The organism is Actinoallomurus liliacearum (assembly GCF_039542035.1).
GTDB lineage: Bacteria > Actinomycetota > Actinomycetes > Streptosporangiales > Streptosporangiaceae > Actinoallomurus > Actinoallomurus liliacearum.
Window position 1 is genome coordinate 700,265 of record NZ_BAABHJ010000005.1, and the last position, 21,962, is coordinate 722,226.

Below are 21,962 nucleotides of genomic sequence, written 5' to 3' on the forward strand. Positions count from 1 at the left end.
TTCTTTTTTCATTTCCGGGAAACCGCTCCGGACCGGTACGCGGAGAGGGTCTTCGACCCGGCACCCACACTGCCTCGCCGGCTCGCCGAAGAACAGTCTTGTTCTTCCTCCGACGTGTCAGTCTCCACGCTCGACTGGGAGAGGTGGGGGCGGCGCTGTTCAACCGAGGCCGAGCGCGCGGCGCTCCGTCGCCGGAGCGCCGCAAGTGTTGAATGCCACCATGACCACACAGCGTCCGGGCGCGCTCATGTCCGCGCATGAGGGACTCGTCGAAGCACCGATCGACCAGGTACGCGGCGCGGTCCTCGCCGTGCCGACCGGACGGCTCCGGGGGGCGGAGGCGCCGCTCGTCCTCGGCTCGATGGACGACCGGTACGTGACGGTCTCCGGCGGCCCGAGCACGTTCACCGCCGCCGTGGCGGGGGTTCCGCTCACGATCGAGGTCGATCGCGACGCCGGCTGGGTGCAGGCGCGCGGCCAGTGGTGGTGGTGCGGCCGGTTCCAGGTGGCGGAGCACGCGGAGGGGACGCTGGTGACGCAGCAGACCTTCAACTGCGCGACCGGTCCGGTCGCCAGGCTCGTACCGCTGACGGTCGGTCGCGGGCACCGGGCGAACGGCCGGGGCGCGTTGCTGCGGGTCCTGGAGGAGCTGGCCGGCCGCCTGCACTGTGCCGCGAGGCCGCTGTCCGACTGACGGGGAGAAGTCCTCGACGGTCCCTCGCCCCGCTATTCGGAGATCCGCTGAGACGCGACGTCACGGCCGGACAGGACCAGGACGAGCGGCACCGACAGGAGCGCGCACGACAGGGCCGCCAGGGCCGGGTACCCGCCGGCGGACAGGAGGAGGGTGGAGGCCAGACTGGCGGCGGCCGCGATGCTCCACACCGTCGCGTCGACCGCACCCTCGACGCGGGCCCGCTCCGCCGCGGGCAGGTCGCGGGCGAGCAGGCCACTGCCGCCGACGAAGCACAGGTTCCACCCGTAGCCGAGCAGGAACAGCGCGCCGGCCCGGAGCACCAGGTCGCCTCCCGGCGCGATCGCGGCGAGCAGCGCGGAGACGGCCAGCGACAGCAGTCCGGCGAGCATGACCGGTCGCGCACCGACGCGGTCGAACAGCCGCCCGGTGAGCGGCGACAGCGCGAACATGCCGAGCGTGTGCGCCGACAGGGTCATCCCGACCGCGCCCAGCCCGTGGCCGTGCATGTGCATGTCCACGGGGGTGGCGGTCATGACGGCGACCATGACGACCTGCGCCGCGACCATGACCGCCAGCGCGGTCCGGGCGGCGGACGTGCGCACCAGGTCGCGCAGCGGCACGGGCGAGGCGGCTGCCTGGACACGACCCGCGGGGGCGCCCAGGGCGGCGGCCACCGCGACCGTACCGGCGACGGCCGCGGCCAGGAACGGCCCCGTCATCGCGGGCGCGCCGAGGCGGTGCGCGGCGGTGCTCGACGGGTCGAGCAGCAGCGGGCCGCCGACCGCGCCGACCGTCCCGGCCCAGACGAGCGTGCCGAGGGCGAACCCGCGTCGGTGCGCGGGGTACAGGTCGGCGGCCGCGTAGCGGGACAGCTGCGCCCCGGCGTTGCCGAGGCCGAGAACCAGCATGCCGAGGGTCAGGATCAGGACGTCGCCGACGGTCACGGCGACGATCGCGAGGCCGGCGCCGAACGCGGCTGCGGCGTACCCGAGGACCAGGCCGGCGCGCCGGCTCCGCCGTCCCGCGAGCCAGGTCAGGGCGAGCGCGCCGACGCCCGTTCCGATGACGCCCGCGGTGTTGGGCACCGCGCCCCAGGCCGCGCCGAGCCGGTCGCCGGCCACGATCGTGCTCACCGCACCGGTCATGGCCATCGCCGCGTTCATCAGGGCCGCTCCGCAGAACAGCGCCGTCATCGGGCGTCCGCGTGGGGCGGACACGGTGTTCGGAGGGTTCATCACAGGGGGCGTTCGCATGCATAAGACGCTAGGAATTCCGCCGTCGCGGCAGAACGGGCGATGAGCGGAGATTCGGGTGATCCACCGCTTGTTCGTAAGGAGATATCCGGTGCAGGGTTTTCGCATGGACAGACCGCTGGATCAGACGGATTGGCGCATCCTCGCCGAGCTGCAGCGCGACGGGCGCCTCTCCTACAAGCGGCTCGCGCGGAACGTCCACCTGTCACCGCCGGCCGTCGCCGAGCGCGTCCGCCGGCTGGAGGAGGCCGGGGTGATCAGCGGCTACTCGGCGCGGATCGACGCGGCGCGGGCCGGCCTGCCGCTGACGACGTTCGTGCAGATGCGGTGCGCGCTCGGCAGGTGCCTGCTGAACACGACGACGGCCGAGGACTTCCCCGAGGTCACCGAGGTGCACAAGCTCAGCGGAGGCTGGTGCTCGATGCTGCGGGTCCGCGTCGCGTCGATGCGGCACCTGGAGGGGCTGCTCGAGCGCCTCGGCGAGCACGGCGAGATGAACACCCACATCGTCCTGTCGACGGAGTACGAGGGGCGCCCCGTGGAGGCTCCGGTGGAGGAGGAGCGTCCGGTCACGCGGTCGTCCGGCTGGGCCCGCTGACCGGTCGCGCGCCGCTCAGCACGCGAACAACCGCTTGCCGCTCAGGGCGCAAGCAGTCGCACGCCGCTCAGCGCGCGAACAGCCGCGCGGCGTTGTCGTGGCAGACGGCCCGCAGCCAGTCGTCGCCGAGGTGAAGCCGCGTCAGCGCCGCGAGCTGGTGGGCGTACGAGTACGGGATGTTCGGGAAGTCGGTGCCCAGCAGGACGCGATCCCCGAGGTCGGCCAGGCGGGGCGTCAGCTCGGCGGGCCACGGGTGCATGCCCTCGGCGAAGTCGGTGAACGCCATCGTCGTGTCGAGACGAAGGCCCGGATGGCGGTCGGCGAGGTCGAGGAACTCCGCGTACTCCGGCATGCCCAGGTGCGCCACGATCGGGATCAGGCGGGGATGGCGGGCGAGGACCTCGGCGAACACCGCCGGACCCGTGTGCGGGCCCGCCTCCGGCCCGGACCCGCAGTGCACGACGACCGGGGTGCGCGACTCCGCCAACAGGCCCCAGACCGGGTCCAGCAGCGGATCACGGGGGTCGTACGCCCCGACCTGGATGTGCGCCTTGAACACCCTGGCGCCGTCCTCGATCGCCGCGGCGACGTACGCGCCGGCCTCCGGCTCGGGGAAGAAGGTGGCCGTGCGCAGGCAGTCGGGCGTGCGCGCGGCGAAGTCGGCCGCCCAGCCGTTGAGCCACTGGGCCATCCCAGGACGGTGCGGGTAGAGCATCGCGGTGAACCGCCGCACCCCGAACCCTCGCAGCAGGCGCAGCCGCCGTTCCTCCTCGTGGCGGTACCGGATCTCCCAGCGAGGGCGGCCGTCCGTCTCGGCGAACCGGTCGAAGTACGCCCAGACCTTGGCCAGGACGTTGGACGGCATGAAGTGGGTGTGCACGTCGATGAGGCCGGGGAGGCCGAGGGACCGCCAGAACGCCGGGATCTCCGCGTCGTCCGCCGGGGGCCGTACGGTGCGTTGATCGCCGGGGGAGGACATGGTCCGCATCATCCCAGGGCGCGGAGTCCGGCCGGTCACCACGTCCCGGTGTGGGCGCTCACAGAGAGTCAGAGCCGACGGCGATCAGACGGGTGCGCCCGATTACAGTGGTCCCGGACAAGAATCCGATTCGGTTATCGGAGGACGCGTGGACGCCAAGGACTTCGCAGACGTGCTCGACGCCGTACGGACCTTCGTCCGCGAGCGGGTGATCCCGCGCGAGGACGAGATCGAGACCACGGACCGCATCCCGGAGGACCTCCGGCAGGCCGCGGGCGACATGGGCCTGTTCGGCTACGCGCTGCCGGAGGCGTACGGCGGGCTCGGCCTGTCGATGGGCGAGGAGGTGCGGCTCGCGTTCGAACTCGGATACGCCAGCCCGGCGTTCCGGTCGATGTTCGGCACGAGCAACGGCATCGCGGGGCAGGTCCTCGTCAAGGCCGGGACCGACGAGCAGCGGGACCGCTGGCTGCCGCGGCTGGCCGCCGGGCAGGCCGTCGGGGCGTTCGCGCTGACCGAGGCGGAGGCGGGTTCGGACCCCAGCACGCTGACGACGAAGGCCGTGCGCGACGGCGACCACTACCGGATCGACGGGGCCAAGCGCTTCATCACCAACGCGCCCGAGGCCGACGTGTTCATGGTCTTCGCCCGGACCGGCGGTGAGGGGTCGCGGGGGATCTCGACGTTCATCGTGGAGGCGGGCACGCCCGGCCTCACCGTCGGGCCGTCCGACGAGAAGATGGGCCAGCGCGGCGCGCACACCGCCGAGGTGAACCTCGACGGCGTACGGGTCCCGGCGACGGCGATGGTCGGCGAGGAGGGCACCGGGTTCCGCACCGCGATGGCCTCGCTCGCGCACGGCCGGCTGCACATCGCGGCGGTGTGCGTCGGCGTGGCGCAGCGCCTCCTCGACGAGACGGTCGCGTACGCCAAGGAGCGGCGCCAGGGCGGCCGGGCGATCGGGGAGTACCAGCTGATCCAGGGACTGATCGCCGACTCGCAGACCGAGCTCTACGCGGGCCGCGCGATGGTGCTGGAGGCGGCGAGGGCGTACGACGCGGGGGAGGACCGCAAGCTCGGCCCCTCCTGCGCGAAGTACTTCTGCTCGGAGATGGCCGGCCGCGTCGCCGACCGTGCCGTCCAGACCTTCGGCGGCATGGGTTACATGCGCGGTGTCGTCGTCGAGCGGCTCTACCGGGACGTGCGCCTGTTCCGGATCTACGAGGGGACGAGCCAGATCCAGCAGGTGGTCATCGCCCGCCACCTGCTCCGCTGACGCGGCGGGCGTGCCGCCAGAATGGGCGCCATGCCCGATATGACGACGTATGAGGTTTTCATCGCGACCGCCGTCGGGTTCCTCCTCGTCCCCGGTCCGGCGATCCTCTACACGATCGCCAGGAGCGTGGACCAGGGGCGCGCGGCCGGCCTGGCGTCCGCCGCCGGCCTGTCCACCGGTGACGTCATCCAGGTCGCGGCGGCGACGTTCGGCCTGTCGGCGATCGTCGCCGCCTCCGCCACCGCGTTCACGACGGTGAGGTACCTCGGCGCGGCGTACCTGATCTACCTCGGCGTACGGCGCGTCCTCAGCCGGGACGCGGCGGCGGAACGGCCCGACGGCCGCGCCCGGCTGTCCCGAATCTACGGGCAGGGCGTGCTGGTCAACGCCCTCAACCCGAAGAACGCCCTGTTCTTCCTCGCCTTCCTGCCGCAGTTCGTCAGCGCCGACGCCCCCGCCTGGCCGCAGGTGCTCCTGCTCGGCATGACGTTCGTCGTGTGCGGCGCGGGCGTGCGCGTGATCTACTCCCTCGCCTCGAACGCCGTCGCGCGCCGACTGCCGCGCGGCCGGGCCGGAGGGCGCGCCTCGCGGTACGTCTCCGGCGGCCTCTACATCGCGCTCGGCGTCGCCGCGGCCACGACCGGGTCCGCCCGGCGCTGAGCGCGCCCGGAACGGGCTCAGACGGCGGGGCAGCGGGTGCCGCGCCGCAGGGCCTTGGGACCCGGCCGGGAACCTGCGGACCTTGATCACGTTAGGGCCGGGATCGCCGCCGTCGCCGGGCTCTCAGGGGCAGGTCAGGGTCGGCTCAGGGGCAGGTCAGGGGCGGTCGCGAGGGCTCCGCGGGGGACCCGGACGGCGGGCGGTGAGCGGGGGCGGCGAATCGATTTCGTGTCGGAGCCGCGCAGCGTGTATGGTTACGGAGCGCGGAAGGGCGCACGCCCCCTTAGCTCAGTCGGCAGAGCGTCTCCATGGTAAGGAGAAGGTCTACGGTTCGATTCCGTAAGGGGGCTCTAGCAGCCGATATCCCGGTCCGCGGCAGTGGGCCGGGGTTTCGTCTGTTCGGGTACGCACGGAGAGTCCGGTATTCTTTTCTCCGGTCGTCCCGACCACGCGGCGGAGTAGCTCAGTCAGGCAGAGCAAGCGGCTCATAATCGCTGTGTCGCCGGTTCAAGTCCGGCCTCCGCTACCACCTCACCGCCTCCCCTCTCGCAGGGGAGCGGTAGGTCGCTGTCCAGTGTCCCTCACCAGAAAGGCACTCCCTCGTGGCTGCCACCGACGTACGGCCAAAGATCACGCTGGCCTGCCAGGAGTGCAAGCACCGCAACTACATCACGCGGAAGAACCGGCGTAACGACCCGGACCGCCTCGAGCTGAAGAAGTACTGCCCGAACTGCCGCAAGCACCAGGCGCACCGCGAGACCCGCTGACGCGGGAGCGGGCTCGCCGGTCGGCGTTCCCTGACGTTCGCAGCCCGTCCCGGCCTGGTCGCCGGGGCGGGCTGAAGCGCGTCTGTTAACGTCGCAGCATTGATCACCTGGCGCGGACGCGGGTACTCCCCGGGGAAGGGACGGATTGAATGGCGCTCAACCGCGATTTCATCGGGCGGGCGTTCCCGCCGTCGGAGCCGTACGAGGTCACCCGGCTGAAGATCCGGGAGTTCGCGGACGCCATCGGCGACCTGAACCCGATCTACCGTGACCCGGAGGCGGCCAAGACCGCCGGGCACCCCGACGTGATCGCGCCGCCGACCTTCCCCATCGCCATCTCGATCATGGGCTCGTCCCTGACCGACCCCGAGCTCGGCCTCAACTACGCGATGGTCGTCCACGGCGAGCAGCGGTTCGAGTACAACCGGCCCCTGCACGCGGGCGACGTCGTCACGGCCGAGTCGACGATCGCCGGCATCCGCTCCATCGGGCGCAACGAGCGCCTCGACCTGCAGACCGTGATCAAGACGGTCGACGGCGAGCACGTGTGCACGGCCCACAACGTCATCATCGAGCGAGGTGCCTGACATGACCGCCACGGTGAAGTACGACGAGGTCGAGGTCGGCCAGGAACTCCCCGCCAAGACCTACCCGGTGCAGCGGGTCGACCTGGTGAAGTACGCCGGCGCGTCCGGTGACTTCAACCCGATCCACTGGGACGAGCCGTTCGCCAAGTCCGTCGGCCTGCCCGACGTGATCGCGCACGGCATGTTCACGATGGCGCAGGGCGGCCGGTACGTCACCGACTGGGCCGGCGACCCGAGCGCGGTCGTGGACTACGGCGTGCGGTTCTCCTCGATGGTCGTCGTGCCGCACGACGACGGCACCGAGATCGAGATCAGCGGTGTGATCGAGGACAAGCTCGACGACAACCGGGTCGTGGTCGCGCTGACCGCCCGGTCGGGCGGCCAGAAGGTCCTCACCCGCGCCAAGGCCACGGTCCGCCTCGCCTGATGGCGGTCCGCTGCGAGCAGGTCCGCCTCGCGGGCTACACGACACTGCGGCTGGGCGGCCCGGCGCGCTGCTTCGTCGAGGCCACGACGGACGACGAGCTCATCGACGCCGTCGGCCGCGCCGACCGGGAGGGCGAGCCGGTGCTCGTCCTCGGCGGCGGCAGCAACCTCGTGGTCGCCGACGAGGGCTTCGCCGGCACCGCCGTGCACGTCGCCACGCGCGGCGTCACCACGGGGCCCGGCGAGTCCCGCGACGCGGGGCGTGGCGTGACCACGGGTCCGGGCGGCTCCCGCGCCGCCGGGCCGGCGGCGTCCCGCGACGGCCGCGTGCTCGTACGCGCCCGCGCGGGCGAGGAGTGGGACCCGTTCGTCGCCCGGTGCGTCGAGGAGGGCCTGTCCGGGGTCGAGTGCCTGTCCGGCATCCCCGGCCTGCTCGGCGCGACTCCCATCCAGAACGTCGGCGCGTACGGCCAGGACGTCAGCGAGACGATCGTCGAGGTCCGCGCGTACGACCGCGAACGCGGCGAGGTCGTCGTCCTCGACCGCGACGCCTGCCGGTTCGGGTACCGCAGCAGCGCCTTCAAGGGCGCCCACCGGCATGTCGTGCTGGAGGTGACGTTCGCCCTCGAACACGACGACCTGTCCGCCCCGATCCGGTACGCCGAACTGGCCCGGACGCTCGGGGTCGACCCCGGCGAACGGGTGCCGCTCCGGGACGCCCGCGAGGCCGTCCTCGGCCTGCGCCGGGGCAAGGGCATGGTCCTCGACCCCGCCGACCCCGACACACGAAGCGCCGGATCGTTCTTCACCAACCCGATCCTGGACCCGGACCAGGTCACCGACCTGGAGAAGCGCGTCGCCGACCGGCTCGGCACCGGCGCCGTGTTCCCGCGCTACCCGGAGCCGGACGGCCGTACGAAGACCTCGGCCGCCTGGCTGATCGACAAGGCCGGCTTCACCAAGGGGTACGGCCGGGGTCCGGTCCGGATCTCGACCAAGCACGCCCTCGCGCTGACCAACGCCGACGGCGGACGCACCGAGGACCTCCTCGCCCTGGCGCGCGAGGTCCGCGACGGCGTCCGCGCCGCCTTCGGCGTCACGCTGGTCAACGAACCGGTCTTCGTCGGCGTCAGCCTCTGACGCGGATCGACCGCTCTCCACCGGTCGAGGCCGAACGGCCCCGAACTCCTTCTGACGACGCCGTCCCGCCCCGCTCGGCGCGGGGCGGGGCTTTTCACTTGCCGGAAACTTCTTGCCGACGCCGGTGCGGCCCGCACGGTCTTTCACAAACCCACAACCAAGACGTCGGGAGACGACATGAACCAGACCTTCGAGTACACGTTCCTGAACGGCAAGCGCGACGACGATGGCGACGGTGCCAAGGGTGGCCGCTCCCCACTCTCCCTGGAGGTCGTCGCCGATCGGTCCACGCGGCCGCGCGTCGAGAACCTCCTCGCCGACCTGGGATTCACGTACGAGGGCGCCTGGGTGGAGGAGAAGGGCGGTGCCCACCGGCTGTGCGCCACCATCCAGGAGGCCGACCAAGGGGAGGCGATCCGCCTGGGACACGGCCTCGAAGCGCTCGGGCTGTCGGAGACCCCTAAAGCCGACCACGCGGGCGGCTACCCGGCCACTTCCTACTGACGGGAGGGGCCCCAAGGCGACTACGGGCCGCCAGGCCCGCCGGATCGACCATCCGGCGGGCCTGGCGGCCCTTCCGCGTCCTACGCCCGTCCGAGTACTAGCCGTCGGTGAGCGGAACGGTGATCGTGACGACGGACGGGCCGCCGGGTGGGCTGGAGACGTGCAGGTCGGCGTCGACGACGTCGAGGCGGTCCTCGATGCCGCGCAGGCCGGTGCCGCCCACCGGGTCCGCGCCGCCGACGCCGTTGTCCGTGACGGTGACCCGTAGGACGCCCGGGCGGCCGGTGAAGGCGACCTCGGCGGCGTCGGCTCCGCTGTGCTTGACGACGTTGCTCAGGCACTCGGCGACGGCGAAGTACACGGCCGTCTCGATGGCGGCGGGCAGGGCGGGAGGCGGGTCGCCGATCACGGTCACCGGTACGGCGAGATCGAGGACGAGCGCGCGGACGGCGTCACCGAGACCACGGTCGGCCAGGACCGCCGGGTGGATGCCGTGCATCACGGTGCGGAGGTCGTCGAGGGCGGCGACGGCGGTCGCCCGGGCCTCGTCGAGCAGGCGCGCCGCGGCGTCGGGGTCGCGGCGGAGCAACTCGCCGGACAGGCCGAGCGTGAGCGCGAGAGAGACGATGCGGGCCTGGGCGCCGTCGTGCAGGTCGCGTTCGACGCGCTTGAGTTCGGCGGCCTGCCGGTCCACCGCCCCGCGGCGGGAACGGGTGAGCCGGGCGACACGGGCGGTGAGTTCGCGCTCACGCGCTCCGGGAGGCCGGCCGGCCACCCACGCGTGGAGCGACAACACGGCGGACAGCGCGAGGGCCTGCCAGATCGGCCAGAAGTAACCGCCGCCGCTCAGCGCCCAGACGGCGAGGTCGACCAGCACGAGCAGGGCGCACAGCGCGCCGTCGACGGCGAGCCACCGGCGTCGGCCGGGCCGGACGCGCAGCGCCCGGCGCAGCAGGAACTCGGCGGCCAGCACGGTACCGACCCCGAAGTACACCCAGCGGGGCCAGAACTCGTCGACGCCGGTGACGGCCCAGGCGAGGGTGGCCGCGGCGCAGGGTGCCGCGGCCACACCGACGCGGGCGACGGCCCGCCGCCGACAGGTCGTCATCCGGCGGTCCGCCGTGCCGGCCGGTAAGTGATCCGTCGCAGCAGTGTCTCGGCCGGTCCGCGGTACGCCGCCGCGCTCATCGCCTGCGCGGCCGCCAGCGACATCGCCCACACGGCCACCGCGGCGAGGAGGGCGGCGTAGGTGCCGCCGAGGTGCAGCGCCCATGGGGAGAACAGCGCCAGCCAGGCCACCGACTGGAACAGGTAGCCGCTCAGCGAACGCTGGCCGAGTGCGCTCACCGGGCCGAGCAGCGCCCGTCCGCGCGGTGCCCCGCTCAGCCTCAGCGCCAGCAGACCGAACAGGGCGACATAGCCGGGCCCGCCGTACTCGCCGGTGATCGCATGGACGCGCGCCATGGCCTCGACGGTACCGGCGTCGACGTGGAGGACGCCGGCGGCCACGAGCGCGTAGGGCAGGGCGCCGGCGAACGCCGTGCCGAGGCTGACGATGGCGGTGCGACGGAGGAGGGTTCGGTGCGCGGCCGGCTCCTCCAGGACGCGGCGGCGCGCGGCCCAGATGCCCAGCCACACGATGACGATGAACGGGACCACGGTCGCGGTGTGCACTGGCCACTCGGTGAGCCGGTCGAGCAACGAACGCCCGTACGACGAGGCGGCCAGCGAGTGGTTGGGGGTGTTGGTGAGGGTGGCGTGCCCGACTCGGGCGCCGGCGATGGCCTGCCAGGTCAGGACGACGGCGCTGACCGACTGGAGGCCCCACAGCCAGAGGACCACCCGGTGGAACCGCTCGCCGCGGCGCAGCAGGAGGAGGGTCGCGATGATCCCCACGATCCCGTAGGCACCGAGGAAGTCACCCCAGTACAGCAGTATTCCGTGGACGAACCCGAAGCCGATGAGCGCGGTGTTGCGGCGCAACAGGACGCGCCGCTCGTCGGCGCCCGCGGCGCGGTGCCGGGAGGCCAGCTGGACGAGGCCGTAACCGAACATGACGGCGAAGACCGGGTACGCGCGGCTCTCGACGAGCATGGCCGCCAGGAAGTTCACGACGCGCTGCGCGCCGTGCGGCGTGCCGTCGAGGCCGGGCTGGCCGGCGAAGGCGAAGTTCCCCGCGTTGGCCAGCGCGATGAACAGCAGCATCGCGCCACGGGCCAGGTCGGGTGCGAGTGCGCGCTCGGCGCGCCGCACGGGTCCGGCGGGGGACGCGGCCGGTGATGGGAGGGAGGGTGTGGTCGTCATGGCGCCAGCCTCGTCGAGCGCCGCCCCGGCCACGAGGAGGCTGGATCTCCCATGATGGGGGTACTGGTACCCCTATCCGTCGAGGTACGCCAGGACGGCGAGCACCCGCCGGTTGTGGTCGTCGGACGACTGCAGGCCGAGCTTGGCGAAGATGTTGTTCGTGTGCTTCGCGACCGCCTTCTCCGTGATGAACAGGGCGGTGCCTATCGCGGCGTTGGACCGGCCCTGCGCCATGTGGGCGAGCACCTCCCGCTCGCGGGGGGTGAGCCGGTCCAGCGGCAGCACTCGCTCGCGGTTGTCCAGCAGCCGCGCCACGACCTTCGGGTCCAGCGCGGTACCGCCGGCGGCGACCCGGCGCACGGCCTCGACGAACTCGCCGATCTCGGAGACCCGGTCCTTGAGCAGGTAGCCGATGCCGCCACGGCCGTCGGCGAGCAGTTCCCGCGCGTAGAGCCGCTCCACGTACTGCGACAGCACCAGAACCGGAAGCCCCGGCACCTCGGCTCGCGCGGCCAGTGCGGCACGCAGTCCTTCGTCGGTGTGGGTCGGTGGCAGGCGGATGTCGACGATGGCCACGTCCGGCCGCCGCGCGATCAGCTCACGAAGCAGATCCGGCCCGTTGTCGACCGCGGCGACCACCTCGAAGCCGTACGCCTCCAGCATGCGGATCAGACCGTCCCGCAGCAGCGTGAGATCCTCGCCCACTACGACCTTCACGGCGCAACCGTAGCCGAGGACGCGGGATCCGGCTCCTCGGCCGCGGGGCACGCCGCCGTCGCGTGCCGGGTTCGTCGAGGCGTTCGCCCGGTCAGGGGAACAGGACGTGGACGACGTCGTCGATGCGCGTGCCGTCGAGGCGGTCGAAGCGGGACCGCTGAACGCTCTCGCGGACGAACCCGGCCTTCTCCAGCACCCGTTGCGACGCCACATTGTCCGTCATCGTCCCGGCCACGAGCCGCTGCACGCCGATCTCGAAGGCCCAGACGCTGACCAGCCGTACGGCGCGGGTCGCGACACCCTTGCCGCGGAACTCCGGCCGCATGCTGTAACCGACCATCGCCTGCCGGCTCCACCCCTCGTTGTAGAGGCTGATGTCCCCGGCGAACGCGTCGCCGACCCTGATCACGAACTCCGCGCGGTGGCCCGCCAGCCACTCGCTCGCCGCGTGCTCACAGCGCCGTGTGATCTCGCCGCGGGGCCGCTCCTGCGTGTAGACGGACCGGTGGCGGACGTCCGGCAGGTTCACCAGCGCCCACACGTCGTCCGCGTCGGCCGGACCGAGCGGGCGCAGGCTCACCTCGCCGTCGCGCAGTTCACCGTTCCGCAGGTCCGGGAGCGGTCGCGGGACCGGTCCGGGAGGGTCGCCCGGCAGCCAGGCCCAGACGACCTCGTCCGCCCGGCCGCCGCCGTCCGGCCCGCTGCCGCGCCGTACGCACTCGCGCGTGAATCCGCCGTTCAGCGCGACGCGCTGAGAGACCGTGTCGGCGACGTGGGTGACCATCTCCAGCCGCCCCTCGGCCTGCTCGGTGAGCGTCCGCACGGCCTTGCTCGCGACTCCCCGGCGGCGTTCCTCGGGGATCACCCAGACGCTCAGCTCCCGTACGCCGGGCCGGGCCTCGATCAGGCTCAGCCCGCCGGCCAGCCGGTCACCGTCGAGAACGGCGTGCGTGACGGGGATGTACGGGGCCAGCCGTGCGGCCTCTTCGGCAGTCGCGGTACGGAGGATCACGGTGTCCGATCATTCCATTTCGTCCGTCGCCGTGCGGGTCGTTCCGGGCCGAGTCCCGAGCCAGGCGTCCACGCCGTCGAGGAGCCGTTTCTGGGTCTCCGCGGGCGCGGCCGAGCCCCGGATCGAGGAGCGCGCCAGCTCGGCCAGCTCCTCGTCGGTGAACCCGTGGTCCCGGCGGGCCAGCTCGTACTGAACGGCCAGCCGCGACCCGAACAGCAACGGGTCGTCGGCGCCCAGCGCGATCGGCACCCCCGCCTCGAACAGGCGCCGTAGCGGCACGTCGCCGGCCGCGCCGTAGACGCCGAGACCGACGTTGGACGCCGGGCACACCTCGAGGGTGACGCCGCGGGCCGCGACGGTGTCCATGAGGGTCGGATCCTCGACCACGCGCACGCCGTGCCCGATCCGGTCGGCGCCCAGCCCGTCGAGGCAGGCCCGTACGCTCGCCGGCCCGAGGAGCTCGCCGCCGTGCGGCACGGAGAACAGCCCGGCACGCTTGGCGATGGCGAACGCCCGGTCGAAGTCGTACGCCCGGCCGCGCCGCTCGTCGTTGGACAGCCCGAAGCCGACGACCCCGCGCCCGGCGTACTGGGCGGCGAGCCGCGCCAGCGTGCGGGCGTCGAGGGGATGCCGGGTGCGGTTGGCCGCGATGATCACGCCGATGCCGACCCCGGTGGCCGCGGCGGCCTCCCGCGTCGCGTCCATCACCAGGTCGGTGAAGGCCGTCACCCCGCCGAACCGGCCGGCGTACCCGCTTGGGTCCACCTGGATCTCCAGCCAGCCGGAGCCCTCCGCGGCCTCGTCCTCGGCCGCCTCGCGCAGCAGCCGCCGTACGTCGTCCTCGTCGCGCAGCACCGAACGGGCGATGTCGTACAGGCGCTGAAACCGGAACCAGCCGCGTTCGTCCGTGGCGCGCAGCCGGGGAGGCCACTCCTCGACGAGGGCGTCGGGCAGGTGCACGCGGTGCTTGTCGGCGAGCTGGACGAGCGTGCTGTGCCGCATCGAGCCGGTGAAGTGGACGTGCAGATGGGCCTTGGGCAGAGCGGTGATGGGACGGGCCTCCATGCACCGATCTTGCCGTATGCGCTGCTCGGGCCTGCGGCGACCTCCCCCGAACGGCATGGATGCACGGCCGCGGAAAAAAGTTTGAGAAGCCGTGCAACCCCCCTTGGGACCCACGCGTATATGAGGGGCGCGAGAGTCAAACAGCGCTGAAAGGGATAGACGTGATCCTGAACCTGAAGCTGGCTGCACTGGCCACCGGTGCCGCGGGCGCCATCGCCGCCGGCGGCGTCGCCTACGCGACCGTGGGGAGCAGCTCGCCGGCGCCGTCCGCCAAGCCGGTCGCGGACACCGCGAAGAAGGTCGCCCAGCAGGCCGAGGCCGCGGCCCCCACCGCCGCGCCGACCTGCGTGACCGTGCCCCAGACCAAGCTGCCGAAGGGCAAGCTGCCGAAGGGCGAGGTGCCCAAGGCCGAGCTGCCCAAGGACAAGCTCCCCAAGGCCGAGCTGCCGAAGACCGGCGAGAAGCCGAACCTGCCGCTGCCCGCGGACAAGGCGGAGGCCCCGGCGACCGTGCCCACCGGCAAGGTGAAGGCCCCCGAGGGCCTGCCGACCGACAAGGCGAAGGTCCCGGCCGCCAAGGTCCCGGCCGCCAAGCTCCCGAACGGCAAGGTTCCGACCACCCTGCCGACCTGCGCGCCCGGCTCGACCCAGGCCACCCAGAGCACGCCGAAGTCCGACACCCCCGTGGCGAAGCCGGGTCTGCCGAAGGTCGGCGTTCCCGAGGCCAAGCTGCCGTCCTGCGACTCGGTCCCGGCCGTGATCAAGACCACGCGCTCCAAGGCGAAGGACATCACGCTGCCCACCGGCCTGAGCCTCGCCACCACCCACACCCACACGGTCACCGTCCAGAGCGGCAAGATCTGCGCCGTCACGCAGAAGTTCGCGGCCGCGGGCGGCAAGTACCTCTCGGTGGAGCGGCTGAACGTTCCGCCGCAGGTCACGGCCAAGGAGCTGGCGGCGGACCTGAAGCTGCCCGAGGGCAACCTGGTCTCGGCCGAGGGCACCCAGACGTGGCAGAGCCCGCTGAGCACCGGCATGCTGTGGATCTCGGACAAGGGTTACGCGATCTACCTGACCGGCAGCCCCGCCTACTCGGCTCAGCTTCCGGCGATCGCCACGCAGCTGCGGCAGCTGCACTGAGGCTCGGCGCGGGTGGCCCCTGCGCGGTGGGCCACCCGCGGCCGATTCACATGGATAACGGGCCTACGACGGACGGAGTGCCTTGGCGCGTCGAGATGACGAGTCATTCGTCGAGTTCGTGGCGCAGCGTGGGACGGCGCTGCTTCGGACAGCCCAGCTGCTGTGCGGGGGGCGGACGGATGCGGAGGATCTTCTGCAGACGGCCCTGGAGAAGGCATATCGGCACTGGGGCAGGATGAGACCCGACGCCGATCCAGAGCCGTATGTCAGGAAGATCCTGGTCAACCTGTCCGTCAGCCGGGCCAGACGATGGCGGGTGCTGCGGGAGGTCCAGATGGCCGCCCCGCCGGAGACGCCGACGGCGTCCGAGGCGGGCACCGTCGAGCTGCGCGGCGTGCTCATCGAGGAGCTGAGGCGCCTCGGCCCGCGTCAGCGGGCCGTGCTGGTCCTGCGGTACTGGGAGGACATGTCCGAGGCGGAGACGGCCGCCATGCTCGGCTGCTCGGTCGGCACCGTCAAGAGTCAGGCCGCGCGGGGTCTCGCCCGTCTCCGCGAACGAATGGGAAAGTCCGCACAGGCGGCGGCGTCGAGGGGGTGAACCATGGATCTGGAGGACGAGCTCCGGCAGGCCATGGCGGAGCATGTCACGGGGGTGTCCGCGCCCGGCACGCTGGCGCATGAGGCGAAGCGCCGCCATCAGCGGACGGTACGACGGCGGGCGACCGTCGCGGTGGCGGCGGCCGGGGTCGTGGTCGCCATCGCGGTGATCCCGACCTATCAGGCGATCCGCCCGCAACCCGTCAGCGCTCCGGGACCCGAGGGGCGGCACCACGGGACGGGCGGGGCCACGACGGCCGGGTCCGCCCCGCCGTCGCCGTCGGCGGCGCGGAGCAGCGGCTCCACGGCACCGTCCGCCGACCCATCCGCCACGACCCGCCCGGGTGCGCGGCCGTCGCGGCATCCGAGCAACGGCACGCACGGCACCGTGCCGGACATCGGCCGGGCGCTGCTGGCGTACCTCCCCGCGGGCATCGACCCACACGACACCTGCCACACCGCGAGCACCGGCGCCCGCCGCACCACGACCTGCCGCTGGACCGGCCCGGCCGGCTGGATCGAGGTACGACTCGTGCGCGACGACACGCTCAAGGGACCCGGCGACATGGGGTTCACGCCGTCCGCGGCGCAACACGCCGAGGTGCACGGCCATACCGCCCTGCGCGCCGCCGCGAGCGCGACGTTCGGCCAGGTCATGTGGATCGAGCGGTCGGGGCTCGGCGTCTGGGTCGGGGTCAGCCCGACGCTCGGCACCCACCTCATGCGGGTCGCCGAGGGCGTCCGCGTCGACTGAACCCCGCCGACCGGGCCGCCGCGCGCCGACCGAGCCCGGCTGGAGGCCGGCCGGCTGGGGAGACCGACCGGCTGGGGAGACCGGTCGGCCGACCGGGGGGCCGGTCGGGTGGGGGATGAAGCCGGGGGCCGATCGAGTCGGGGCGATCGAGCCGGTCGGGGTCGACTCGGCCCGCCCCGAGTCGACCCCGACCGGCGCTGCGGCGTGGACCGTCGCAGCGATCGTCAGGGCCATACCGGAGACGCCCCACGAGCACCGTGGCACTCGTGGGGCGTCGTGGTGTCCTCAGGGGTCAGTGGGCCTCGGACAGCAGCTTGGCCACGCGGCCGACGCCTTCGGCCAGGTCCTCGTCGCCGAGCGCGTAGGACAGGCGGAAGTAGCCCGGCGTGCCGAACGCCTCGCCGGGGACCAGGGCCACCTCGGCCTCCTCGAGGATCAGGGCGGCCAGCTCGACGGAGGTCTGCGGGCGCTTGCCGCGGATCTCCTTGCCCAGCAGCTCCTTGACCGACGGGTAGGCGTAGAAGGCGCCCTTCGGCTCGGGGCACAGGACGCCGGGGATGTCGTTCAGCATCCGCACCATCGTCTTGCGGCGCCGGTCGAACGCCGTGCGCATCTCCGCGACGGCGGACAGGTCACCGGACACCGCGGCGAGCGCCGCGGCCTGTGAGACATTGGCCACATTCGAGGTCGCGTGCGACTGAAGGTTCGTCGCGGCCTTCACGACGTCCTGCGGGCCGATCAGCCAGCCCACGCGCCAGCCGGTCATCGCGTAGGTCTTGGCCACTCCGTTGAGCACGAGGGTGCGGTCGGCCAGCTCCGGCACGACCACCGGCATCGAGGAGAACTCCGCGTCCCCGTAGACCAGGTGCTCGTAGATCTCGTCGGTGACGACCCACAGGCCGTGCTCGGCGGCCCAGCGACCGATCTCGGCGACCTGCTCGCGGGTGTACACCGCGCCGGTCGGGTTGGACGGGGAGACGAACAGCAGCACCTTGGTCCGGTCGGTGCGCGCCTGCTCGAGCTGGTCGACGCTCACCAGGTAGCCGGTGGTCTCGTCGGCGACCACGTCGACCGGTACGCCGCCCGCCAGCTTGATCGACTCGGGGTAGGTCGTCCAGTACGGGGTCGGCACCAGCACCTCGTCGCCCGGGTCGAGCAGCGCGGCGAACGCCTCGTACACCGCCTGCTTGCCGCCGTTGGTGATGAGCACCTGCGACGCCTCGACCTCGTAGCCGGAGTCGCGCCTGGTCTTCTCCGCGACAGCGGCCTTGAGCTCGGGCAGCCCACCGGCCGGCGTGTACTTGTGGAACCGCGGGTTGTGGCACGCCTTGACGGCGGCCTCCACGATGTAGTCCGGAGTCGGGAAGTCGGGCTCGCCGGCGCCGAATCCGATCACCGGACGCCCCGCGGCCTTCAGCGCCTTGGCCTTGGCATCGACGGCGAGCGTCGCGGATTCGGAGATCGCGGCGATCCGAGCGGAGATTCGAGAGCTCATACCGCCTATCGTCGCAGACGGCGCGGCAGGTCTCAGCCCGATATCCCCCTTACGGAGACGGGGCTCCGGAGGGGCGCGGCGGACCTGATCGGCGTTTGGTTCGACGCGGGGGCGGTTTGAGACGTAGACTGCGTGACCTAGTGGCGTCCTGCATGGTTCACGCGTGCCATGATGTGGCGACACTGCGAAGGGCAGTAGCTCAATTGGCCAGAGTCCCGGTCTCCAAAACCGGTGGTTGGGGGTTCGAGTCCCTCCTGCCCTGCGGAATACGGTTCGTGCACGGCATACGTGCGCGGGCGTACTAAAGCGCACGCCCACACCGGAAGTTCGCGACACAACCGACGAGGGGATGCGTCGACACCAATGGCGACCGAGACGCGCGGCGAGACCGCGACCAAGGACAACGGCAAGTCCGTCAAGAAGCGGACGTCGCCGCTTCTGTTCTACCGCCAGGTGGTCGCTGAGCTTCGCAAGGTCATCTGGCCTACGCGCAACGAGCTCATCACCTACACGACCGTGTCGCTGGTCTTCGTGATCATCGTCGTGGCGATCGTGTTCGGTCTCGACAACGCCTTCTCCTGGGTTGTGCTGAAGCTCTTCGGCTGATCGCGTGCCGGATTCCATCAGCAACCCACACCGAGAGAAAGAGTGACCGTGTCCGAGTCCCCAGAGCTTCACGACGAGGCCATCGAAGAGGCCGAATCGGTGGAAGCGCCGGCTTCGGCCGAGGCTGAGGAAGTCGCCACGGAGTCCGACGAAACGTCCGCCCAAGCGTCCGAAGAGGCGTCCGACGAGGCGTCGGACCCGGTCGAAGAGTTCACCACGCAGCTGCGGCTCCTTCCGGGCGAGTGGTACGTCGTTCACTCGTACGCCGGTTATGAGAACCGCGTGAAGACCAACATCGAGCAGCGCACCCAGTCGCTCAACATGGAGGACTTCATCTTCCAGGTCGAGGTGCCGCAGCACGAGGTCACCGAGGTCAAGGGCGGCAAGCGTCAGAAGGTCAACGAGAAGGTCCTGCCGGGCTACATCCTGGTCCGCATGGAGCTCACCGACGAGTCCTGGGCGGCCGTCCGGAACACGCCGGGCGTGACCGGCTTCGTGGGCCTGTCGAACACCCCGTCGCCGCTGCACCTCCGGGAGGTGGCGACGCTGCTCGCGCCCGAGCCCGAGGAGCAGGCCAAGACCAAGGAGACGGCGAAGGCCGCGGCCACCGTCGACTTCGAGGTCGGCGAGTCGGTCACCGTCATGGACGGCCCGTTCGCCACGCTGCCCGCGACCGTCAACGAGATCAACGCCGAGGCGCAGAAGCTCAAGGTGCTGGTGTCGATCTTCGGTCGGGAGACTCCGGTCGAGCTGTCCTTCAACCAGGTCTCCAAGATCTGACGACGGAGCACGCCGCTCCGGCGAATACGCTCCACAGACGACCCCGCGTGCCCGCGGGGAAGACGGTCCCAACGCGGTGGTCGACGTTCCATCCGCCGCGTCGCCCGTGTGTACGGGAGTGGGGACCGACGAAGAATCGGAACGAAAGGGTGAGGCATGCCTCCCAAGAAGAAGAAGGTCACCGCGATCGTCAAGGTCCAGCTGCAGGCCGGACAGGCGACGCCCGCGCCGCCCGTCGGTACCGCGCTCGGTCCGCACGGCGTGAACATCATGGACTTCTGCAAGCAGTACAACGCTGCGACGGAGTCCCAGCGCGGCAACGTCATCCCCGTAGAGATCACCATCTACGAGGACCGTTCGTTCACCTTCGTCACGAAGACCCCGCCGGCCGCGCAGCTGATCAAGAAGGCCGCCGGCGTCGACAAGGGCAGCAGCGAGCCCCACAAGACGAAGGTCGGCTCGATCACCCGCGACCAGCTCCGGGAGATCGCCGCCACCAAGATGCAGGACCTCAACGCCAACTCGCCCGAGCAGGCCGAGAAGATCGTCGCCGGCACCGCCCGCTCGATGGGCATCACGGTCGCCGACTGACCCGCACCCGCCGACGAGCGAGTGCGACAGTAGGCGCCGTGTCCGGCACGGCGTGTGCCGGATGACGGGCTCGGCCGCGGACTCCGCGGGGGCGACGTCCCCGCGGGGAATGCCGTCGGCCCGGCCGAAACCTCATGTGGGAGGGCCGCGCGCAGGCCCGGACCACAAGCTCCAGATCAGGAGAAGAAGATGAAGCGCAGCAAGGCGTACCGCAACGCCGACAACAAGATCGACAAGTCGGCGCTCTACAGCCCGGCCGAGGCCGTGAAGCTGGCCAAGGAGACCTCGCCGACCAAGTTCGACGCCACCGTCGAGGTCGCGTTCCGGCTCGGGGTCGACCCCCGTAAGGCCGACCAGATGGTCCGTGGCACCGTCAACCTGCCGCACGGCACCGGTAAGACCGCCCGCGTGCTGGTCATCACCGGTGGCGCGAAGGCCGACGAGGCCCGCGAGGCCGGCGCCGACCACGTCGGCTCCGACGACATGATCGAGCGGATCCAGGGCGGCTGGCTCGACTTCGACGCGGTCGTGGCGACCCCGGACATGATGGGCAAGGTCGGCCGCCTCGGCCGCGTGCTCGGCCCCCGTGGTCTCATGCCGAACCCGAAGACCGGCACCGTTACCACCGACGTGGCCAAGGCCGTGTCCGACATCAAGGGCGGCAAGATCGAGTTCCGCGTGGACCGCCACGGGAACCTGCACTTCATCGCCGGCAAGACGTCCTTCTCCGAGAAGCAGCTCGTGGAGAACTACGCCGCCGCGCTGGAGGAGATCCTGCGGCTCAAGCCGTCGGCGGCCAAGGGGCGTTACATCAAGAAGGCGACCCTGAGCACGACGATGGGCCCGGGCATCCCGGTCGACCCGAACGTCACGCGCAACCTCGCCGCGGAGCTGGAAGAGTCCGCGGCGAGCTGACGCAGTGAGCACCGCGGTGAGCTGACGTATCAGCGAAACGCGCAAAGGGGCGTCCCCGTTTCGGGGGCGCCCCTTCGCGTTGCGTCATCCCCCGGTACGACTTACGTCGCACTCGGGCGAATGGGATCTGGTCCCCATGGGGGATGTTTACAAGATCTACGGAGGTAACACTCAATAGTGCTGGAACCAGAGGCGTTCGCGCTCTCATCGAGCCGGGGGCCGTACGCGATACGCAGGAGGGTTCAATGGTTCGTCGATATGCCGTGGGTACAGCCGCCGGTGCCGCCTTGGTCGTTTCCCTTGCCGGGTGCGGGGCCGCCGGGAAGGACGGCGCCGGCGCGGTGAACGTCTCCGCCGCCCAGGCGATCACTCTGGCGGCGCAGAAGACCAGCACCGTCAAGTCGTACAAGGTCGACATCACCGAGAGCGGCAGCGGGAAGGCCGCCTCGAAGGCGCACGGGGTCGTACAGGTCCGGCTCAGCCCCGAGCTCGCCGCGGTCGGCACCCTCGACTCGGCCGGCTTCGGCGGCCGCTCGGTGGGGACCGGCCTGCGGGCGATCCTTCTCGGTGACGCCCTCTACGGGAAGGTCCCCTCGCAGCTGTCGCAGTTCGCTGGCGGCAAGCAGTGGGTGAAGTTCTCCGTCTCGCAGGCCGCGCAGCAGGCCGGTGTGAACCTGAACGACATCCTCAAGCAGGCCGATCCCGCGCAGCAGACGAAGATCTTCACCAGCTCGAAGGACGTGCGCAAGGTCGGTACGCAGACCATCAACGGGGCGAAGACCACGCACTACACCGGAACGATCACCGCGCAGGACGCCGCGGCGCAGCTGTCCGGTAAGGCCAAGCAGTCGTTCCAGGACCTGTACCAGAAGAGCGGTGCGAAGAAGGTCGTGTTCGACCTGTGGGTCGGCTCGGACAACCTGCCGCGCAAGCTGACGGCCAAGGGCGCCGAGTCGGGCGGTTCGGCCACCGCCACCATGATCTACAGCGACTTCAACAAGTCGTTCAGCGTGTCCGCGCCGCCGGCGAACCAGGTCGCCGATGGCTCGCAGCTCCTGCAGAACTGGGGCTCCGGCCACTGAGTCCGGTAGTGCGGACGG

At 71.5% G+C, this 21,962-nt stretch carries 25 protein-coding genes and 3 tRNA genes; 20 read left to right on the forward strand and 8 right to left on the reverse strand.

Going from position 1 to position 21,962, the window contains the following annotated elements:
- Positions 1–220: 220 nt before the first annotated feature.
- Complete coding sequence (locus ABD978_RS11115; protein ID WP_345352579.1) at positions 221–694, forward strand: hypothetical protein; 474 nt, start codon at positions 221–223, stop codon at positions 692–694.
- 32 nt (positions 695–726) lie between these two features.
- Here the strand turns inward: ABD978_RS11115 and ABD978_RS11120 are convergent, their stop codons facing one another.
- Positions 727–1,950: an MFS transporter gene (locus ABD978_RS11120; RefSeq protein ID WP_345352582.1), complete on the reverse strand. Its 1,224-nt coding sequence runs from the start codon at positions 1,948–1,950 to the stop codon at positions 727–729.
- Between the two features lie 106 nt (positions 1,951–2,056).
- Here ABD978_RS11120 and ABD978_RS11125 point away from each other — a divergent pair, with 106 nt between their 5' ends.
- Positions 2,057–2,548 (forward strand): Lrp/AsnC family transcriptional regulator, encoded by a 492-nt coding sequence (locus tag ABD978_RS11125; RefSeq protein WP_345352585.1) that lies wholly within the window; start codon positions 2,057–2,059, stop codon positions 2,546–2,548.
- Between the two features lie 67 nt (positions 2,549–2,615).
- Here the strand turns inward: ABD978_RS11125 and ABD978_RS11130 are convergent, their stop codons facing one another.
- Positions 2,616–3,527, reverse strand: coding sequence for an amidohydrolase family protein (locus tag ABD978_RS11130; RefSeq protein ID WP_345352588.1), 912 nt, complete (start codon positions 3,525–3,527; stop codon positions 2,616–2,618).
- A gap of 148 nt (positions 3,528–3,675) precedes the next feature.
- On the opposite strand from ABD978_RS11130, the gene ABD978_RS11135 reads away from it, so the two are divergent.
- From ABD978_RS11135 to ABD978_RS11175, 9 genes are all read left to right on the forward strand, one after another.
- On the forward strand, positions 3,676–4,803 hold the full coding sequence (locus ABD978_RS11135) for an acyl-CoA dehydrogenase family protein (protein WP_345352591.1): 1,128 nt from the start codon (positions 3,676–3,678) through the stop codon (positions 4,801–4,803).
- A gap of 30 nt (positions 4,804–4,833) precedes the next feature.
- Positions 4,834–5,463, forward strand: a complete 630-nt coding sequence (locus tag ABD978_RS11140; protein ID WP_345352594.1) for a LysE family translocator — start codon at positions 4,834–4,836, stop codon at positions 5,461–5,463.
- A gap of 277 nt (positions 5,464–5,740) precedes the next feature.
- Positions 5,741–5,813 (forward strand) — tRNA-Thr (locus ABD978_RS11145).
- 102 nt (positions 5,814–5,915) lie between these two features.
- Positions 5,916–5,992: transfer RNA gene (locus ABD978_RS11150), tRNA-Met, on the forward strand.
- A 73-nt stretch (positions 5,993–6,065) separates the two neighbouring features.
- Positions 6,066–6,230, forward strand: a complete 165-nt coding sequence (gene rpmG, locus ABD978_RS11155; protein WP_252780260.1) for a 50S ribosomal protein L33 — start codon at positions 6,066–6,068, stop codon at positions 6,228–6,230.
- Between the two features lie 149 nt (positions 6,231–6,379).
- Positions 6,380–6,817, forward strand: coding sequence for a MaoC family dehydratase N-terminal domain-containing protein (locus ABD978_RS11160; protein ID WP_345352597.1), 438 nt, complete (start codon positions 6,380–6,382; stop codon positions 6,815–6,817).
- 1 nt (position 6,818) lies between these two features.
- The gene (locus ABD978_RS11165) at positions 6,819–7,244 is read left to right on the forward strand and encodes a MaoC family dehydratase (protein WP_345352600.1); all 426 of its coding nucleotides are present in this window, start codon (positions 6,819–6,821) and stop codon (positions 7,242–7,244) included.
- Positions 7,244–8,383, forward strand: a complete 1,140-nt coding sequence (locus ABD978_RS11170) for a UDP-N-acetylmuramate dehydrogenase (protein ID WP_345352603.1) — start codon at positions 7,244–7,246, stop codon at positions 8,381–8,383. The genes ABD978_RS11165 and ABD978_RS11170 overlap by 1 nt, the downstream gene beginning before the upstream one ends.
- A gap of 177 nt (positions 8,384–8,560) precedes the next feature.
- Entirely contained in the window at positions 8,561–8,887 is a 327-nt protein-coding gene (locus ABD978_RS11175; protein WP_345352606.1) for a hypothetical protein, read from the forward strand.
- A gap of 97 nt (positions 8,888–8,984) precedes the next feature.
- Here the strand turns inward: ABD978_RS11175 and ABD978_RS11180 are convergent, their stop codons facing one another.
- The 5 genes from ABD978_RS11180 to ABD978_RS11200 form a co-directional block, all read right to left on the reverse strand.
- Entirely contained in the window at positions 8,985–9,995 is a 1,011-nt protein-coding gene (locus ABD978_RS11180; protein WP_345352609.1) for a sensor histidine kinase, read from the reverse strand.
- The gene (locus ABD978_RS11185) at positions 9,992–11,191 is read right to left on the reverse strand and encodes a DUF418 domain-containing protein (RefSeq protein WP_345352612.1); all 1,200 of its coding nucleotides are present in this window, start codon (positions 11,189–11,191) and stop codon (positions 9,992–9,994) included. The genes ABD978_RS11180 and ABD978_RS11185 overlap by 4 nt, the downstream gene beginning before the upstream one ends.
- Positions 11,192–11,263: 72 nt before the next feature.
- The gene (locus ABD978_RS11190; protein WP_345352615.1) at positions 11,264–11,908 is read right to left on the reverse strand and encodes a LuxR C-terminal-related transcriptional regulator; all 645 of its coding nucleotides are present in this window, start codon (positions 11,906–11,908) and stop codon (positions 11,264–11,266) included.
- Positions 11,909–11,999: 91 nt separating this feature from the next.
- The gene (locus ABD978_RS11195; protein ID WP_345352618.1) at positions 12,000–12,920 is read right to left on the reverse strand and encodes a GNAT family N-acetyltransferase; all 921 of its coding nucleotides are present in this window, start codon (positions 12,918–12,920) and stop codon (positions 12,000–12,002) included.
- Positions 12,921–12,929: 9 nt separating this feature from the next.
- On the reverse strand, positions 12,930–13,985 hold the full coding sequence (locus ABD978_RS11200; RefSeq protein WP_345352622.1) for an adenosine deaminase: 1,056 nt from the start codon (positions 13,983–13,985) through the stop codon (positions 12,930–12,932).
- Between the two features lie 161 nt (positions 13,986–14,146).
- Between ABD978_RS11200 and ABD978_RS11205 the strand changes: the two genes are divergently transcribed.
- The 3 genes from ABD978_RS11205 (at position 14,147) to ABD978_RS11215 (ending at position 16,475) form a co-directional block, all read left to right on the forward strand.
- Positions 14,147–15,124: a hypothetical protein gene (locus ABD978_RS11205; protein ID WP_345352625.1), complete on the forward strand. Its 978-nt coding sequence runs from the start codon at positions 14,147–14,149 to the stop codon at positions 15,122–15,124.
- Positions 15,125–15,206: 82 nt separating this feature from the next.
- Positions 15,207–15,722 carry a SigE family RNA polymerase sigma factor gene (locus ABD978_RS11210; RefSeq protein WP_345352628.1) on the forward strand — a complete coding sequence of 172 codons (516 nt, stop codon included), beginning with the start codon at positions 15,207–15,209 and terminating at the stop codon, positions 15,720–15,722.
- Positions 15,723–15,725: 3 nt separating this feature from the next.
- Entirely contained in the window at positions 15,726–16,475 is a 750-nt protein-coding gene (locus ABD978_RS11215) for a hypothetical protein (protein ID WP_345352631.1), read from the forward strand.
- A gap of 292 nt (positions 16,476–16,767) precedes the next feature.
- Here the strand turns inward: ABD978_RS11215 and ABD978_RS11220 are convergent, their stop codons facing one another.
- Complete coding sequence (locus ABD978_RS11220) at positions 16,768–17,970, reverse strand: pyridoxal phosphate-dependent aminotransferase (RefSeq protein WP_345352634.1); 1,203 nt, start codon at positions 17,968–17,970, stop codon at positions 16,768–16,770.
- A gap of 188 nt (positions 17,971–18,158) precedes the next feature.
- Here ABD978_RS11220 and ABD978_RS11225 point away from each other — a divergent pair.
- The 6 genes from ABD978_RS11225 (at position 18,159) to ABD978_RS11250 (ending at position 21,944) form a co-directional block, all read left to right on the forward strand.
- A tRNA-Trp gene (locus ABD978_RS11225) sits at positions 18,159–18,232 on the forward strand.
- Positions 18,233–18,333: 101 nt separating this feature from the next.
- Positions 18,334–18,576 carry a preprotein translocase subunit SecE gene (gene secE / locus ABD978_RS11230; protein ID WP_345352637.1) on the forward strand — a complete coding sequence of 81 codons (243 nt, stop codon included), beginning with the start codon at positions 18,334–18,336 and terminating at the stop codon, positions 18,574–18,576.
- A 48-nt stretch (positions 18,577–18,624) separates the two neighbouring features.
- Positions 18,625–19,356: a transcription termination/antitermination protein NusG gene (gene nusG, locus ABD978_RS11235; protein WP_345352640.1), complete on the forward strand. Its 732-nt coding sequence runs from the start codon at positions 18,625–18,627 to the stop codon at positions 19,354–19,356.
- 156 nt (positions 19,357–19,512) lie between these two features.
- On the forward strand, positions 19,513–19,947 hold the full coding sequence (gene rplK, locus ABD978_RS11240) for a 50S ribosomal protein L11 (protein ID WP_345352643.1): 435 nt from the start codon (positions 19,513–19,515) through the stop codon (positions 19,945–19,947).
- A 189-nt stretch (positions 19,948–20,136) separates the two neighbouring features.
- Positions 20,137–20,862, forward strand: a complete 726-nt coding sequence (rplA, locus tag ABD978_RS11245) for a 50S ribosomal protein L1 (protein ID WP_345352646.1) — start codon at positions 20,137–20,139, stop codon at positions 20,860–20,862.
- A gap of 245 nt (positions 20,863–21,107) precedes the next feature.
- Complete coding sequence (locus ABD978_RS11250; protein WP_486303911.1) at positions 21,108–21,944, forward strand: SCO4651 family lipoprotein; 837 nt, start codon at positions 21,108–21,110, stop codon at positions 21,942–21,944.
- Positions 21,945–21,962 lie beyond the last annotated feature (18 nt).